The sequence below is a fragment of the Paenibacillus lacisediminis genome, from assembly GCF_046567315.2.
This window is the reverse complement of sequence record NZ_JBKIAX020000025.1, coordinates 11,677-27,448: the sequence shown is the minus strand read 5'-3', so window position 1 is coordinate 27,448 and position 15,772 is coordinate 11,677. Positions and strand designations below refer to the sequence as shown.

The 15,772-nt window shown below is 56.3% G+C and carries 13 protein-coding genes; all 13 read left to right on the top strand.

The features are described 5' to 3' along the window. Positions 1-83 precede the first annotated feature (83 nt). The 13 genes from ACLD72_RS29610 to ACLD72_RS29550 all read left to right on the top strand — a co-directional run bounded on the left by ACLD72_RS29610 (position 84) and on the right by ACLD72_RS29550 (position 15,730). Positions 84-1,040 (top strand): ABC transporter permease, encoded by a 957-nt coding sequence (locus tag ACLD72_RS29610; RefSeq protein ID WP_411002775.1) that lies wholly within the window; start codon positions 84-86, stop codon positions 1,038-1,040. 14 nt (positions 1,041-1,054) lie between these two features. Continuing rightward, on the top strand, positions 1,055-1,990 hold the full coding sequence (gene opp4C, locus ACLD72_RS29605; protein WP_411002776.1) for an oligopeptide ABC transporter permease: 936 nt from the start codon (positions 1,055-1,057) through the stop codon (positions 1,988-1,990). Positions 1,991-2,001: 11 nt separating this feature from the next. Continuing rightward, positions 2,002-2,982, top strand: coding sequence for an ABC transporter ATP-binding protein (locus tag ACLD72_RS29600; RefSeq protein WP_411002777.1), 981 nt, complete (start codon positions 2,002-2,004; stop codon positions 2,980-2,982). Further along, entirely contained in the window at positions 2,975-3,940 is a 966-nt protein-coding gene (locus ACLD72_RS29595; RefSeq protein WP_411002778.1) for an ABC transporter ATP-binding protein, read from the top strand. The genes ACLD72_RS29600 and ACLD72_RS29595 overlap by 8 nt, the downstream gene beginning before the upstream one ends. Positions 3,941-4,900: 960 nt before the next feature. Further along, positions 4,901-5,644: a hypothetical protein gene (locus ACLD72_RS29590; RefSeq protein ID WP_411002779.1), complete on the top strand. Its 744-nt coding sequence runs from the start codon at positions 4,901-4,903 to the stop codon at positions 5,642-5,644. Next, complete coding sequence (locus tag ACLD72_RS29585) at positions 5,616-6,569, top strand: serine/threonine protein kinase (protein ID WP_411002793.1); 954 nt, start codon at positions 5,616-5,618, stop codon at positions 6,567-6,569. Before ACLD72_RS29590 ends, ACLD72_RS29585 begins: the two co-directional genes overlap by 29 nt. A 17-nt stretch (positions 6,570-6,586) precedes the next feature. After that, positions 6,587-8,014, top strand: coding sequence for a tRNA lysidine(34) synthetase TilS (tilS, locus tag ACLD72_RS29580; protein WP_411002794.1), 1,428 nt, complete (start codon positions 6,587-6,589; stop codon positions 8,012-8,014). 76 nt (positions 8,015-8,090) lie between these two features. Next, a complete protein-coding gene (gene hpt, locus ACLD72_RS29575) occupies positions 8,091-8,630 on the top strand; it encodes a hypoxanthine phosphoribosyltransferase (RefSeq protein WP_036618088.1) in 540 nt (179 codons plus the stop codon). 101 nt (positions 8,631-8,731) lie between these two features. Continuing rightward, complete coding sequence (gene ftsH, locus ACLD72_RS29570) at positions 8,732-10,864, top strand: ATP-dependent zinc metalloprotease FtsH (RefSeq protein WP_411002780.1); 2,133 nt, start codon at positions 8,732-8,734, stop codon at positions 10,862-10,864. A 649-nt stretch (positions 10,865-11,513) separates the two neighbouring features. Next, positions 11,514-12,452, top strand: coding sequence for a quinolinate synthase NadA (gene nadA, locus ACLD72_RS29565; RefSeq protein ID WP_411002781.1), 939 nt, complete (start codon positions 11,514-11,516; stop codon positions 12,450-12,452). Positions 12,453-12,488: 36 nt separating this feature from the next. Beyond that, complete coding sequence (gene nadB / locus ACLD72_RS29560; protein ID WP_411002782.1) at positions 12,489-14,105, top strand: L-aspartate oxidase; 1,617 nt, start codon at positions 12,489-12,491, stop codon at positions 14,103-14,105. Continuing rightward, positions 14,095-14,961 carry a carboxylating nicotinate-nucleotide diphosphorylase gene (gene nadC, locus ACLD72_RS29555; RefSeq protein ID WP_411002795.1) on the top strand — a complete coding sequence of 289 codons (867 nt, stop codon included), beginning with the start codon at positions 14,095-14,097 and terminating at the stop codon, positions 14,959-14,961. The genes nadB and nadC overlap by 11 nt, the downstream gene beginning before the upstream one ends. 4 nt (positions 14,962-14,965) lie before the next feature. Further along, a complete protein-coding gene (locus ACLD72_RS29550) occupies positions 14,966-15,730 on the top strand; it encodes a type III pantothenate kinase (protein WP_411002783.1) in 765 nt (254 codons plus the stop codon). Positions 15,731-15,772 lie beyond the last annotated feature (42 nt).

The window sequence follows — 15,772 nt, the reverse complement described above, 5'->3', positions numbered from 1 at the left end:
AACGGCCGCATTCAAAATCTGTCCGTCAGCCCGTTTACCGGCCTGTCCTCCAGTCTGCCGAACTGGACGCTGCAATAAGAGCAATGAGCACATATATCGCCAAACGATTGATTTACATGGCGGCGATCCTGCTCGCCGCCTCGCTGCTGATCTTCTGCTTGTACGCGCTGACGCCCGGCGACTTCATCAGCGGCAACATCAAGCTGACGCCGGAGCGGAAGGCCGAGCTGCGGGAAATCTACGGCTTGAACAAGCCGGTCCTGGAACGGTACGCCGTTTGGATGAAAAACGCCTTCCACGGCGACTTCGGCTACTCGCTGGCCCAGCAAAAGCCAGTGCTGGCACTGTTCAACGACTACATCTGGAATTCGTTCCTGCTGGCGGCGGTGTCGACGTTTCTGACCTGGTTCATCGCGGTCGTCGTTGGCGTCGTTTCAGCCTACAAGCAGTATTCCTGGTTTGATACGTTGGTGCTGTTGCTGATTTTTGCCGCGATGTCGCTGCCGTCGTTTTTCATCGGCCTGTTTCTGATCAAGATTCTCGCCGTCGACTTCAAATGGCTGCCGCCGGGCGGCATGATTACGACCGGCAGCAACGCCACCGGACTGGCTTATGTCAAGGAAGTGATCCATCATATGACACTGCCGGTGATCGTTATGACCATTTTGGGCGTCGGTTCGCTGACGCGTTATTTCCGCACCAACATGATCGACGTCATCAAGCAGGATTACATCCGGACCGCCCGTGCCAAAGGGCTGAAAGAGAGCAAGGTGCTCTACCGACACGCCCTGCGCAACGCGCTGCTGCCGGCGATCACGCTGGTCGGCTTCGAACTGCCCGCCTTGTTCGGCGGTTCGCTGATCATTGAGAAGATTTTCAACTGGCCGGGCATCGGGCAACTGTATATGTCCTCTTTTTCGCTTAGAGATTATCCGCTGCTGATGGGCTTTACGATGCTGATTGCGATTTTGACCGTCATCGGAACGCTGCTGTCGGATCTGCTGTACCGCGTCGCCGATCCGCGCGTCCGGCTGCATTAAGGGGGCTAAGTGAAATGACCTTATTCCAGGAAAAAATATCGCAGCCGGGCCAAGCGGCCGTCCCCGCTTCCGCACTCAAGCAGCCGTCGCTGTGGCGGCAGTCGCTGCGTCGGCTGCTTCGCAATAAACTGGCCGTGTCCGGTTTCGTTGTCGTCGCCTTCATGTTTATCGCCTGTTTCTTAGGACCGCTGTTTTCGCCTTACGCTGACAACAAAATCAACATGGCGTTCATGAACAAGCCGCCGAGCTGGCAGCATTGGCTGGGCACCGACAAGCTGGGCCGGGACGTGCTCGTCCGGGTGCTGCAGGCGGGCCGCATTTCGCTGACCGTCGGCTTGGCCTCGATGGTGTTGTCCGTGTTCCTCGGCACGCTGCTCGGAGCTATCGCCGGGTATTACCGCGGCATCGTCGACCAGATCATCATGCGGCTGGCCGACCTGCTGCTGACGATCCCAGGTTTGCCGCTGCTGTTCATCTCCGGCGCGCTGCTGTCGGAATGGAAGGTGCCGACCGATTACCGCATGTACATCGTTATGCTGATGCTCAGCCTGGTCAACTGGCCGGGGCTAGCGCGGATGATCCGCGGCCAGATGCTCAGCCTGCGGGAGCGGGAATTCATGCAGGCGGCGGTAGTGCTGGGACTGCGCGACCGGCGTAAGCTGATCCGCCACCTGCTGCCGAATCTCATTCCGCTGATCATCGTTATGGCGACGCTGAACATCGGCGGGGCGATTTTGAGCGAATCGGTGCTGAGCTTCTTCGGGCTTGGCGTCATGCCGCCGACGCCCACCTGGGGCAACATGATCGACGCCGCCAACAATATGATCGACTTCCAGCAGCATCCCTGGCTGTGGATTCCGCCGGGGTTGTCGATTTTCGCCACCGTCATCGCCATCAATCTGTTCGGCGACGGTTTGCGCGATGTGCTGGACCCCAAAATGAACAGGTAGGTGAACGATAAATGTCAGCTTTGCTGGAGATAGAGCGACTGAGTACGCATTTTACGACGGAAGAAGGAACGATCAAGGCGGTTGACCAGGTGAGCCTGCGGATATTGCCAGGGGAAACCGTCTGCATCGTCGGCGAGTCCGGCTGCGGCAAAAGCGTGACGGCGATGTCGGTTATGGGCCTGCTGCAAGAGGCCGGCGTCGAAATCGGCGGGAAAATCAAATTCGGGGATACCGAATTGCTGTCTCTCGACAAGCACCATATGCGAACGATTCGGGGCCATGAGATCGCGATGATTTTTCAGGAGCCAATGTCTTCGCTCAACCCAGTCCTGACAATCGGGGAGCAAATGATCGAGCCGATGGCCCTGCATCTGAAGCTGAGCAAGAAGGAAGCCCGCCGGCGCGCTGTGGAGCTGATCGAGCAGGTCGGCATCCCCCGGCCCGGGCAGATCATGAACAATTATCCGCATGAGCTGAGCGGCGGGATGCTGCAACGGGTCATGATCGCGATGGCAATCTCCTGCGGGCCGAAGCTGCTCATCGCCGATGAGCCGACGACGGCGCTCGACGTGACGATCCAGGCGCAGATCCTCGACATGATGCGGCAGATCAAGGCAGAATCGAACATGGCGATCCTGCTGATTACCCACGACTTGGGCGTCGTGGCCGAAATGGCCGACTATGTCGTCGTTATGTACGCCGGGAAAATCGTCGAGGAAGGCGAGGTGAACCGGCTGTTCGCGTCGCCCAAGCATCCGTACACGCAAGGACTGCTGAAGTCCAAGCCGATTATGGGACAGCGCCGGGATGAACTGTTTTCGATCCCAGGGCAGGTGCCCAACCTGCTGGAGCTAAAGCCATCATGTTATTTTCACGACCGCTGCGCCCATTGCATGGATGTTTGCCGGACGAAGGAACCGGCGCTAGGGCGGATCGGAGACGGGCAGAAAGCCGCTTGCTGGCTGTATGAGGAGGGAGAGCTTCATGGCTGAACCGCTGCTGGAGGTACGGCGTTTGAAAAAGTATTTTCCGGTGAAAACGGGGCTGCTGCAGCGGACAACCGGACAGATTAAAGCGGTGGACGACATCAGCATCACGATCCGGGCTGGGGAAACGTTTGGCCTGGTTGGGGAATCGGGCAGCGGCAAAAGCACGGTCGGCCGCAGCATCGTCCGCCTCACCGAGAAAACGGACGGCGAGATTCTGTTCAAAGGCACTAACCTGTACGGCCTTCCGGACGCCGAACTGCGCCGGTTGCGCCCGAAGCTCCAGATGATTTTCCAGGATCCGTACGGATCGCTGAATCCGCGCATTCGGGTGGGCGACGCGATCGGGGAAGCGCTGCTCGACCACGGGCTGCTGCCCAAGGCGGAAATCCGCGACCGTGTGCTGGAAGTGCTCGCTTCGTGCGGCTTGTCCTCCTATCATATCGAGCGCTATCCCCATGAATTCTCCGGCGGGCAGCGCCAGCGGATCGGGATCGCCCGGGCGCTGATCCTGAATCCCGAGCTAATGATTGCCGATGAACCGGTGTCCGCCCTGGACGTGTCGATTCAGGCGCAGATCATCAATCTGTTCCGCAAGCTGCAGGAGACCCGGGGGCTTACCTATCTGTTCATTTCCCACGATTTGAGCGTGGTCGAGCATCTCTGTACGCAGGTCGGCGTGATGTACCTTGGCGGCTTGGTCGAATCGGCCTCGCGGGACGAATTGTTCCTTCATCCGCTGCACCCGTACACCAAAGCGCTGCTGTCCGCGGTGCCGCTGCCCATCCCGAGATTAAAGCGTGAGCGGATCATCTTGAAAGGAGATATCCCGAGTCCGGCCAATCCGCCTTCCGGCTGTAAATTCCATACGCGCTGCCCGTTTGCCCTCGCCGAATGCAAGGAACGCGTCCCGGAATTCCGCGATGCGGGCGGGGGACACTTTGTGGCTTGTCATCTGGTCTGATGAAAGGGAGTTTATATCTCGATAAGGTTGTACATGTCCAAACCAGAACTTGGGGCCATACTAATATCCATTTGCCGCTTCAGTTCTACTCCGAGAACCTTTCCTGAGCCGAAGCACCGAGTGCCTCGGCTCTTTCCAAACTGTGTAGCCTACATCCATGGACGCTGCTCTAACGGACACCAGCGACCTTATCCGCCCATTTCCCGGGTATTTCCCAGCCTTACGGACACACGTGACTCTATTTGGCTTAAAACCAGCACATTCGGGCCAATTTGAGGTAAATAAGGTCATCTGTGTCCGTTACATTTTTCAAACCTCCGTTTTTCCGCAGATAAGGTCTCTGAGGTTCTTTAGCATCCAGACTCCTCTTCTCTACTCCTCTCCTCCCTAACCTGAGTATCGTCCTCCACTCCCTGCTTGTAATATAATGTATAAATAAACTCAAAGCCGGAAGTTTATGGCGCCTTTAGAGTCAGGTTCTACCTTCAAAGTAAATTCCACAGGAACCTGCCCTATCCCATCCCTCTAATCGCTCTGACGTAAAAATCAGAATCATAAAAGGCGATTTTCTTTTTTTACGAAGATGTGGCCCCCCTGTCTCCTCCTTGCAGTTTATACTTCCGCCTCTCTGGAAATGCTAGAAAGAAAGACTATGAATCTATATAAGTTGAACTAAAGAAATGCGGAAGTTAGGCAAGAGTGTTCAATATTCTAAAAGAGTGCACATTTTAGAATATTGAACCGAGGTGAAATGATTCTGAAGAAACTAAAAGCTTTCTGGAAGAAAGCTACACCGGAAGCATATGCTTGGTCGCCTTTGTGAGCAGATTTCTTCCTTGTTGGAATCTATAAAATCATAGAAATCAGCGAACAACAGCGATCGTAAGAACATTTCACACGGCTGCCCTGATCCGTACAATCAACAGTTCAACTTATATAATTTGGAAGGCGGGATAAGGAATGAAACAGATTATGCTGATTACCGACGGGTGCTCCAATGTGGGGGAAAGCCCGGTGATGGCGGCGGCGCTGGCCAAGCAGGAAGGGATCACCGTCAATGTTGTCGGGATTGTGGATTACGGGACGATCGGAGAGCTCGGAAGCGTGGAGATCGCCGAAATCGCCAAGGCCGGCGGGGGGATGAGCCGGATCGTCGGCACGGAAAACCTGGCGCAAACGATGCAGATGATGACGCGGAAAACGGTGGTGCAAACGATCCAGCAGGCGGTTAATAAGGAGATTCGCCAAATTCTCGGGGATCAAACGGTGGGCGATTTGCCGCCAGAGACGCGCTCGCAAGTCGTCGAGGTGATCGACGAGCTCAGCGAGAGCAGCCCGCTGCAGGTCGCTTTGCTGATCGATGCCAGCGCCAGCATGAAGCCGAAGCTGCGTGCGGTGGAAGAGGCGATTCGCGATATGATGCTCAGCCTGGGAGCCAGGAAAGGAGAAAGTAAACTGGCGGTTTTTCATTTTCCCGGGGCGCACGGCGGGGAGGATGCTGTTCTTGATGTGGATTGGACCGGCGATTTGGGGACGGCGCGGTCGATTTTTCAGCGTCTCGTCATGCGGGGGGCGACGCCAACCGGTCCGGCCATCTTGAAGGTGATGGATTTCATGCGATATGGTACACTGGATGGACATGGAAAGTCTTGGCGCGAGGAGACGGATGGAAGAGATGGAATTCTCGGAGACTACGTCGTTTAAACTGAATCTGCCGCAAGGGACGCGCATCAGCGGCCGCTGGAAGGGCGGCCGTTATGTGGTCCAGCGTCTGCTGGGCAAAGGGGCCAATGGCGTCGTGTACCTGGTGAAACAGGAGAAAAACACGAAATTATATGCGCTGAAACTCGGCTTCGACACACTGGACATCCAATCGGAAATTAACGTGCTGAAAGCGCTGCAGCGCCAACGGCGGCGGAGAGGGGCCGCAGAGGGGGATCTTGCTTATCTGGTCGAGGTGGACGACTTTGCTTACCGGGGCAGGGAGATTCCGTTCTACGTGATGCGGTATGTGCAAGGGGAGCCACTCAGCGCTTTTCTGGCGCGCCGGGGGAGCCGGTGGCTGGACGTCGCCGGTTACAATCTGCTGCAGCAGTTGCGGCGCCTGCATGGCTCGGGGTGGGTGTTTGGCGACCTGAAGCCGGAAAACGTCCTGGTCGCAGCCTACGGCGAGGTGGAGCTGATCGATTACGGCGGCGTGACCGCCATCGGCCACAGCATTAAGCAGTTTACCGAGTGGTATGACCGCGGTTTTTGGGATGCGGGGAGCCGGTCGGCGGATCCCGCGTACGACTTGTTTTCATTTGCCGTTGTATGCATCCACCTGCTGGCCGAGCAGCCGCTCAAAAAAGCGGCCATTCAGCTGCCGCAAACGCGCAGCCGCCACGATTTGCTGGCCATCGTCAACCAAACGCCGGCGCTGGCCTCATATCGCGGTTGGCTGCAAAAAGCGATTAACGGCGAGTTTACGGATACGCAGGAGGCGTGCCGGCAATGGAAAGAGCTGGTTTCGGCGAATTTCAGCCCCAGGCGGAAGACGAGGCCGTCCACGCCGCGCTGGATCGTGGGCGCGTTTGCGGTTTCGTTGACGTTACTGGCTTGCGCGCTATATTTGACGCTGCGGTTTTGATGGGAGAAGGAATTTATATGAAAGAACGAACGTTGCATCGCCTGGTGGAGCTCGTTCGGCGCACCGGGCGGCAGGAACGGCTGTGGTCCCGCGGGGACCGGATCGTCGTGGCCGTGTCGGGGGGAGCGGATTCGACGGCTCTTTTACATATAATGAAAGAAATTGCCGCAGGCGAGGGGCTGGAGCTGATTTGCGCTCACTTGAACCACGGCCTGCGCGGGAGCGAAGCGGACCGCGATGCGGACTTCGTCCGGGAGCTGGCGCTGCGGCTTGACGTCCCGTTTGAACTCGGCTATGCCGACGTGCTTACTTATATGAAGGAATCGGGTAAAGGCCTGGAGCTGGCGGCGCGGGAAAAAAGATACGAGTTCCTGCGGCGCACCGCCGTGGGGTACGAGGCAACATCGATTGCCGTGGGCCACCATGCCGACGATCAGGCAGAGACGGTCCTCATGCGTTTGCTGCGGGGGAGCGGTCCTTCGGGGCTGGCGGGAATGCGGTTCAAGCGCCGGGAAAAAAATGTGGAACTCATCCGTCCGCTGCTGCGTATATACAAGACGGATTTGCTCCGGGCCTGCGAGGAATCCGGCATCCCATATATGACCGACAGCAGCAACCTGTCCACGGAATATACGCGAAATTCGCTGCGGTTGGATGTGTTGCCTTTTTTGGGGCAATATAATGATCAGTTGGCGGTATCGCTGAACCGGCTGGCCGAGGTGGCCGGGGCGGAGGATGATTTTTTGGTCCAAGAAGCCTCCAAGGCTTACGCCGAAATCGTCCGTGCGGACAAAGGAGGGGCATTGTTCGAAATTGCGCCTTTTGCCTCTTTACATGTCGCTTTACAACGGAGGTTGATTAAACTAATATTAAATTATCTGCCTTTAAGCACGGAAGAAAGCGATTTTATCAAGATTGAAGCGGTTCGCAACGGGGCGGTTCAGGACCGGCCCACGACATGGAGCCTTGATCTTGGCGGCGGCTGGCGTGCCATGCGCGAGTACGGCACGATCCGTTTTGTCTCCGGCGCTGCGGAAAGTCAGATTCCTCACTATACATATTCAGTGGAGCAATTCCCTGCGGAAGTGACGATTCCGGGCTTAGGCCGGACGCTGCGGATCACGCGGCTGCCGGCCGGCATGAATACCGCTATTGCAAAGGCAGCAGGCAACGATGAAGCTTTATTTGACGCGGATGAGCTGGTCTGTCCGCTTACAGTGCGTTCCCGGCTCCCGGGAGACGCGATGAAAGTCATGGGACTAAACGGTAGCAAAAAGGTAAAAGATATTTTCATCGACGAGAAAATACCTCCATCCCTTCGCTCCCGCATCCCGCTGGTGACGGATGCCGATGGCCGGATATTATGGATTCCCGGCGTTCGCCGTTCCGCGCATGCCGCAGTGAGCCGGCACACGTCCGTGGCGTTGCACATGGTTTGGGATTAAATCGGCAAATCTGGCAACTCCCTAAGGTTTAGCGAAAGACCGGCATTCATAGTATAACGTAGGAGGTTTACTTATTTTGCAGAACGATATTCAGGAAATATTGATTACCCGGGAACAGATCGAAGCCAAGGTCAAGGAGCTGGGAAAACAGCTTAGCGCAGAGTATGAGGGACGCAATCCCCTTGTGATCTGTATACTTAAAGGGGCCTTTATTTTTATGGCGGATCTGGTGAAGGAAATTACCGTGCCGATCGAACTCGATTTTATGGCGGTTTCCAGCTACGGCGCTTCGACCCGTTCTTCCGGTGAAGTGAAAATCATCAAGGATTTGGATAACTCCGTCGAAGGGCGGGATATCCTGATCGTGGAGGATATTATCGACAGCGGGCTGACGCTCAGTTATTTGATCGATGTGCTGGAACGGCGGAAAGTGAAATCGGTGAAAATCGTTACGCTGTTTGACAAACCCGCTCGGCGTACGGTGAAACTGGAAGCTGATTTATCGGGATTTGTTCTGCCGGACGCTTTTGTTGTGGGATACGGTCTGGACTATGCCGAGAAATACCGCAACCTCCCATACATCGGAGTACTGAAGCCGGAAATTTACACCAGTTAATTTCGTCGTCCCGTTTCGGACGAAAGACCACCTCGCCTGATTTTTGAAATGGCGTGTGCGGCTATGGTAAAATAACTTAAGGTTCTGAGAGGAGGTAGGGGATGAGTCGGTTCATCCGGAATTCTGGTTTTTATTTGATACTTTTCTTAGTCGTGGTGGGCATCGTCCAATTCCTCAACGGCGGACAAGAAGCAACCGTCACCCCTAGTTACACGGAATTGCGCCAGCAGCTCAAGGATAACAAGGTTGCTGAAATCACCGGTAAATTCGACGGTTACGCTTATCTGGTAACCGGTAAGTATAGAGATGTCGTCGGGAACGAAAAGACGAAGAACTTCTCTCTCTATATTCCTTACGACACGAATGTCCTGAAGGAAATTACGGACCTGAGCGAGCAGAAGGGGTTTGAGGTGAAATGGGAGAAGATGCGGGGCGAAAGCATCTGGGTCACCTTCCTGACTTCCATCGTACCGCTTGCGATCATGTTCATTTTGTTCTTCTTCCTGTTTAACCAGGCGCAGGGCGGCGGCGGCAAAGTGATGAACTTTGGCAAGAGCCGGGCCCGTCTCTATAATGAAGAGAAGAAAAAGGTCACGTTCGAGGACGTGGCGGGGGCAGACGAAGAGAAACAAGAGCTTGTTGAAGTCGTTGAGTTTTTGAAGGATCCGCGGAAATTTTCCGCCGTGGGCGCGCGGATTCCGAAAGGCGTTTTGCTCGTGGGCCCTCCGGGTACCGGTAAAACTTTGCTTGCTCGCGCGGTGGCCGGCGAGGCCGGCGTTCCGTTCTTCAGCATTTCCGGTTCCGATTTCGTGGAAATGTTCGTTGGGGTCGGGGCGTCCCGCGTACGGGATTTGTTTGAAAACGCCAAGAAAAACGCACCGTGTATCATCTTTATCGACGAAATCGACGCGGTGGGCCGTCAGCGCGGCGCCGGTCTCGGCGGCGGGCATGACGAACGCGAGCAGACGCTGAACCAATTGCTCGTCGAAATGGACGGTTTTGGCGGCAACGAAGGCATCATTATTATCGCGGCCACGAACCGCGCCGATATTCTTGATCCGGCTTTGCTGCGGCCGGGACGTTTTGACCGGCAGATTACGGTCGACCGTCCGGACGTCAAAGGCCGTGAAGCGGTGCTGCGGGTTCACGCCCGCAACAAGCCGCTGACGAAGGATGTCCGTCTGGACGTCATCGCGAAACGTACGACCGGGTTCACCGGGGCCGATTTGGAGAACCTGCTGAACGAAGCGGCGCTCCTTGCGGCACGGCGGAACCGCAAAGATATTTCCATGCGCGAAGTGGACGAAGCGATCGACCGCGTCATCGTCGGTACGGAGAAACGCAGCCGCGTGATCAGCGAACGCGAGAAACGGATCGTCGCTTATCACGAAGCGGGGCATACGATCGTCGGCTACTATTTGGAGCATGCCGATATGGTCCACAAAGTGACGATTGTTCCGCGCGGCCGCGCCGGCGGTTACGTCATTATGCTGCCGAAGGAAGACCGGATGCTCGTTACCAAAAACGAGCTGCTGGATAAAGTCACCGGATTGCTTGGCGGACGTGTATCCGAGGAGATATACATCGGTGAAATCGGCACCGGAGCATACAGCGACTTCCAGCAAGCGACGAGCATCGTGCGCAGCATGATCGTCGAATACGGGATGAGCGAGAAGCTCGGACCGATGCAGTTCGGCACATCGCAGGGCCAGGTGTTCCTGGGCCGCGATATCGGGCACGAGCAGAACTACAGCGATCAGATCGCTTACGAAATCGATCAGGAGATGCAGCGCTTCATCAACGAATCGTATGAACGATGCAGAAAGCTGCTGACCGAGCACGAGCGTGAGGTTCGCCTTGTGGCGGAAACGCTGCTTGAGGTGGAAACGCTGGAGCTTGAGCAAATCAAGCAGCTGATCGAAACCGGCTCGCTGGAAGGAACCGGTGAAGACGGCGGCAATGGCAGCGGTCCTGCGGAGCCAGGCGAAGCGACCGTCGACAACATCGGAGATGTTCGCGTCCGCATCCAAGGCAAAACCGAGGATCCGGCGCCATCCGGTCCGATCGTCGGGGATATCCCGAACGATGTGCCGAGCGGTACGGCAAACGATCGCACCAACGATCCGGTCGTCGATGCGCCGCAAGGCACCGTCAGCGACACGCCGGGCAAATCCGATGAAGGTGAGCCCGACAAAGGCCCGGACAACAACGGAGGCAACCCGCCAACCGTGTAAACTTAGCATTACGCATGCAGCCCCCTGGGAAACGGAAGGTTTCCCGGGGGTTTTTAACTTTATAAGAAATTATAAAATTTCCAGCGGGTAGAGGATGATGCGCAGGTAGGGAGGGGAGGAGAAGAAGAAGCAGAGGAAGCTAGAGGCTAAAGGACACCAGAGACCTTATCTGCGGAAAAACAGAGGTGCGAAAATTTTAACGGACTGAGATGCCGCTATTTACCTCAAATCGGCCCGGATGAACGGGTTTTGAGCCAAATAGGGTCATGTGGGTCCGTTAGGTTGGGAAATACCCGGGAAATGGGCGGATAAGGTCGCTGGTGTCCGTTAGAGCAGCGTCCACAAATTGGAAAGGGCCGAGGTACTCGCTGCTTCTGGTCATGAAAGAAGGGGAAGCCAGGTTCTACCTGTACCCATCCCTCCAATTGCTCCAATGTAGAAGTCAGAGCCATTAAAGGACGCCGACAGACGTTTTTCTTAAAATTAAAATTTTAACGAATCTTCCCTTTAACGGTGAATTTGCCTTATAAATCGCTGGGATTCGGCGTTATGCTCGGCGCTCTGCCTCATTGACAGCGTCTTTCAGCTTGTGTAAATTAGTTGGTAAACACCGTGTGAAATTTGATACGTTCTAGGGGGAGGAAATCGGGTGGAGGCTCTAGCGCTGGAGCGGAAAGCGGAAATGAACCGGGAACTGAAGGAAAGACTGTTCCAGCTTAAGAAGGAACGGAATGCAATTATACTTGCTCATTATTATCAACGCGATGAAATTCAAGAGGTCGCCGACTTCCGCGGCGATTCCTTTTTGCTGGCCCAAAAGGCAGCTTCAACCGACGCGGAAACGATCGTGTTCTGCGGGGTGCATTTTATGGGTGAAAGTGCAAAAATTTTGGCGCCGGACAAAACGGTGCTGATCCCCGACGAACGGGCGGGATGCCCGATGGCCGACATGGTGAACGTCGATGGATTGCGGAAGCTGAAAGCGCAGCACCCGAATGCCAAAGTGGTGACGTACATCAATTCCTCGGCGGAAATCAAGGCGGAAACGGATATCTGCTGCACTTCGTCCAACGCGGTGAAGGTCATCAATTCGATCGACGCCGACGAAATCATCTGGGTGCCGGACAAAAACCTCGGTCACTACGTCCAGCAGCATACGGACAAGAAGCTGATCATCTGGGAAGGCTACTGCAATACGCACGACATGCTGACGGTCAAAGATGTGGTGGAGATGAAGGCCAAATACCCGAACGCCGAGTTTGTCGTTCACCCGGAATGCCGTCCGGAAGTAGTGGAGATGGGCGATTTCGTGGGCAGCACGACAGCGATTTTGGACTACTGCAAAAACTCGCCGGCCCAAGAGTTCATCGTGGGGACCGAAGACGGAACCGGGTATCAATTGCGCAAAGACAGCCCGGATAAAACGTTCCATTTTGCCACCAAGTTTCTCGTTTGTCCGAATATGAAAGTAAATAATCTGAAAAAACTGGTCAAATGTCTGGAAACGATGCAGCCGCAGATTTACGTACCGCCCGTCGTTGCCGACAAAGCAAGACTTTCTTTAGAGCGCATGTTACAAGTCAAGTAGCATGCGCTACTCTCTTGTTCAAGACAGGTGACGACTGTGATACCACAATATTTGGTTGATTTTGAGTTGGCTAAGCTCCCGGTGGTCGATACGGATGTGATCGTCATCGGTTCGGGCATTGCCGGCCTGTTCACCGCCATCAAGGCTAGTGAAAAATCGCGCGTAATCATGATTACCAAAAAAGCGCTGCTGGAAAGCAACACGAGATATGCGCAAGGCGGGATTGCGGCGGTCATTTCCGAAGACGATTCTCCGGCCTCCCACCGTGAGGATACGCTGCTCGCCGGCGCGGGGTTATGCTCCTCGGAAGCGGTGAACATTCTGGTCCATGAAGGGCCGGACGCCGTTAAAGAGCTGATGGAGCTGGGCACGGCGTTTGATGTCGAGAACGGCGAACTGGCGTTGACAAAAGAAGGGGCGCACAGCCACCGCCGGATTTTGCACGCGGGCGGGGATGCTACTGGCTACGAGATTGCGCGGGCGTTATCGGAACAGACAGCGGTTCATCCGAACCTCGAAATATGGGATAATCATTATGTGATTGATTTGATTACCGAAAACAACGAATGTCTCGGCGCGCTGGTGCAGCGTCCTGATGGCGAACGGATTTTCCTGCGGGGGAACGCCACCATCCTGTGTTCGGGCGGAGCGGGGCAGCTTTACCGGTACACCACCAACCCGGAGGTCGCCACAGGCGATGGCGTTGCGATGGCTTACCGCGCGGGAGCGGTCATTCGCGATATGGAATTCATTCAGTTCCATCCGACGTCCCTTTGTTACCCCGGAGCTCCCCGTTTTCTAATCTCCGAGGCCGTGCGGGGGGAAGGGGCGGTGCTGCGGAATATCAAAGGCGAGCGGTTTATGAGCAAATATCATGAGCTGCTGGAATTGGCCCCGCGCGATATCGTGGCCCGGGCGATCGTCAGCGAAATGGAAGGGGCTGGCGCTAATTTCGTTTATCTGGACATTACGCACGAACATCCGGAAACGGTCAAACGCCGGTTTCCCACGATTTACGAAACCTGTATCGGCTATGGGCTTGATCTAACGGCCGACTGGATTCCGGTTGCACCGGCTGCGCATTATATGATGGGAGGCGTGCGGACCGGCCATCACGGCGAAACGAGCGTATACCGCCTGTTTGCCTGCGGCGAGGTGTCGTCGACCGGGGTTCACGGTGCGAACCGGCTCGCCAGCAATTCGCTTTCCGAAGCGGTCGTGTTTGGCCGGCGGATCATTCAGCGGATACAGGAGCTGCCGCCGCTGGGCAAAACCGGGGAAGGCATCGCCTATCGGGAGCAACGCCAAGCTGCCGATGCGCCTTCGATCGCGGAGCGCCGCCTGGAGCTGCAAAAAGTCATGGTGCGCCGTGCGGGATTACGCCGGACGGCGGCCGGACTGTCGCATGGGCTTGAGGAGCTGCAGCGTCTTGAGGCGATTTTTAGCCAGGCGCTGGATACGCGCGAACAGTGGGAATACGCCAATATGCTGACCTGTGCACTGCTCGTAATGCGCTCGGGGCTGGCCCGCGAGGAGAGCCGGGGCGGCCATTACCGCGAAGATTTTCCGGAGCGCAGTGACGGGGAATGGCGCAAGCATCTTTTGTGTCAGCGGGAAAAAGGAATGTTGGAGGAAGCAAACGATGATGTTTAACGGATATAACGAAGGGTTGATCGATGCGATCCGTGGCTGGCTAAGAGAAGACATCGGGTCCGGGGACGTGACGACCGCGGTGACGATTCCGTCCGGGCATGAATCCAAAGGGATCATCCATGCCAAACAGGATGGCGTGATCGCCGGGATGCCGGTGGCTCAGCTCGTGTTCGAGGTGGTGGATCCGAGCCTTACGTTTACGGCGCATGTCCAAGACGGCCAGTTCGTGGCAAAAGGAACGATATTGGCCGCAGTGGAGGGCAGCACGCACAGCATTTTGACCGGGGAGCGGCTCGCTTTGAATTTGCTGCAGCGCTTGTCGGGCATCGCGACGCGGACGAAAACGTTCGTCGATGCGCTTGGAGGGTTGCCGGCCCGGCTGGTGGATACGCGGAAAACGACGCCAGGCCACCGGATGCTGGAAAAGTACGCCGTCCGTATCGGCGGCGGTTCGAATCACCGTTTCGGACTGTACGACGCCGTTATGATCAAGGACAATCACATCAAGGGGGCGGGCGGCATCGCCCAGGCGGTCAGCCGCGCCCGCGCGGGCATTCCGCATACGATGACGATCGAGGTGGAGACGGAAAGTCTGGAGCAGGTGGAAGAAGCGCTGCAGGCCGGAGCGGATATCATCATGCTCGACAATATGCCGCCGGAGCTGATGAAGGAAGCGGTGAAACGAATTAAAGCGCGGGCGCCGCACGTGAAGACGGAAGCTTCGGGCAACGTGTCGCTGGAGACGATCCGCGGCATCGCCGAGAGCGGGGTAGACATCATTTCCGTCGGGCGGCTGACGTATTCTTTTGAAAGCCTGGACATCAGTCTGGACCTGAACGGTAAAAAGGAGGGGTAAGCGAATGTTCCTTGTCGTCGACGTAGGCAATACGAATATCGTACTGGGGATTTACAAGGGACGGGAGCTGCTCCATCATTTCCGGATCGGCACGAACCGGCAGGCGACGGTGGACGAGTATGGGGTGCTGATTTACAACCTGTTTCAAATGTCCCGTATCCAGGTGCAAGACATCGAAGGGGTGATTATTTCTTCGGTGGTGCCGCCTTTGATGCATGTGCTGGAGTCGCTGTGCGAGAAATATTTGCGGCGCAAACCGCTGGTCGTCGGGCCTGGGATCAAATCCGGCCTCAACCTGCGCTACGAAAATCCGCGCGAGGTTGGCGCGGACCGGATCGTCAATGCGGTGGCCGCGATCGAGCAGTACGGCGGGCCGCTTGTCGTCGTCGACTTCGGCACGGCCACGACGTTCGACTGCATTGATGCCCAGGGCAATTACCTGGGCGGCGCGATCGTGCCGGGCATCGGCATTGCGACCGAGGCGCTGTATCAGCGGGCTTCCAAGCTGCCGCGGATCGAGCTGGAGAAGCCGAAAAAAGTGATCGGCCGCAACACGGTAAACGCGATGCAGGCGGGGATCATTTTTGGATACGCCGGCCAGGTGGACGGCATCGTGGAGCGGATCGCGGCGGAGATGGGCGTCAAACCGAAGGTTGTTGCGACCGGCGGGCTGGCCGAATTGATCGCAAGCGAGGCGCGCTCGATTGAAGAGGTGAATCCGAGGCTGACCCTGGAGGGGCTGCGGATTATTTACGAGCGAAATCAATAAGCCTGTGGTGGGCATACTTAGTCGAAAGGGGGCTTTCGTTAA